We start from the raw sequence: 1,441 nt of genomic DNA on the forward strand, positions 1-1,441 counted from the left end.
GAGGGTGTCCGATTCTTTGTGTGCGGGGGTTTGGTTTACAAGTAGTCCGCGAATCGGTCGGGGTAAGCCACGGCTAGTTGGTTGATGGCTTGTTTCCACCCGGTGGCTTTCGCTCCTTCAATATAGCCGTTGCACTCAACGTCGCGCTTCGCTTTCTTGGCTCGCTGCGCAGCGCGCTTGTCTTCGATGTTGCAGATCATCAACCAAAGCGTCTTCAGCGCCGCGGTATCGTTCGGGAATTGCCCGCGGTTACGGGTAGCTTTCCGCAGTTCAGCATTCAGCGACTCGATCGAATTCGTGGTGTAGAGCACCCGGCGTGCCGCCGGCGGAAACTGTAAAAACGGCACGAACCGCTCCCAAGCGTCGCGCCAAACTTTGACCGACTGCGGGTATTTTAGGCCCAGTTCACTGGCCTCGAACGCATCCAGGCTGGCGCGTGCCGTCTCCTCATTGGGAGCGGTGTAGACCTCGCGCAGCGCGCGAGAGACGCCTTTGCGGTCCTGATACGACACCCACCGGTTCGCAGCCCGAATCAGGTGCACGATACAGGTCTGCACCATGGAATTCGGCCAGGTGGCTTCCACGGCTTCCGGCAGGCCTTTGAGCCCGTCGCAGCACACGATGAACACGTCCTGGACACCACGGTTGGCCAGATCCGCGCACACCGATGCCCAAAATGCCGCACCTTCGTTTTCCTCGATCCACAATCCCAGGATGTGCTTGATGCCGTCCATGTCGACACCAACCGCCATGTAGCAGGCTTTGTTGACCACGCGGTGGCCGTCACGGATTTTCACGCGTAGCGCGTCGAGGAAGATCACCGGGTAAAACTCGTCGAGCTGGCGGTTTTGCCAGATCATGACCTCGTCTAGCACCGCGTCGGTAATGGTGCTGATCGTATCCGGGCTCATATCCACCCCGAGCGTGGTCGCGAGGTGATGCTGGATATCGCGCACTGTCATCCCGCCGGCGTAGAGCGAGACGATCATGTCGTCGAGTTCTGTGAGCCGGCGTGCACCCTTGGGCACCATCCGGGGAGTAAACGTGCCGGCACGATCCCTGGGCACGGTCACTTCCACCGCGCCGTAGCCAGAATTGACGGTCTTGGTGTACGACCCATTGCGGTGATTGTTGCCCTGTGCGGATTCGACTTGGGCTTTCGTCTTGCGGTCAGAATGGCTATAGCCCAAATGCGCATCCATCTCCGCCTGCAGACCAGCGTTGATCGATGCCTGCAGCAGGCCTTTGACCAGCTCGCTTGCATCATCAGCGGAAGCCGACAGCTCGCTGATCAAGCTGGCGAGCTCAGGATTTTCCATCAGCTTCTCGCTGATCTCATTGACCTTTGCCGGGTCATGGTTTTTCTTCGGTGACACCGTAGTCATTATCGGTGAAACTCCTTCTAGATCAGAGCCTCACACACAAACTTCCTGACACCCTC

Annotated in this window: 1 protein-coding gene; it reads right to left on the reverse strand. The window is 58.6% G+C overall.

From position 1 onward, the window contains the following. Positions 1-35: 35 nt before the first annotated feature. Positions 36-1,385 (reverse strand): IS256 family transposase, encoded by a 1,350-nt coding sequence (locus MHY23_RS11790; protein WP_239307704.1) that lies wholly within the window; start codon positions 1,383-1,385, stop codon positions 36-38. Between the last annotated feature and the right edge of the window lie 56 nt (positions 1,386-1,441).

The organism is Corynebacterium sp. ACRQP (assembly GCF_022345915.1).
Lineage (GTDB): Bacteria > Actinomycetota > Actinomycetes > Mycobacteriales > Mycobacteriaceae > Corynebacterium > Corynebacterium lehmanniae.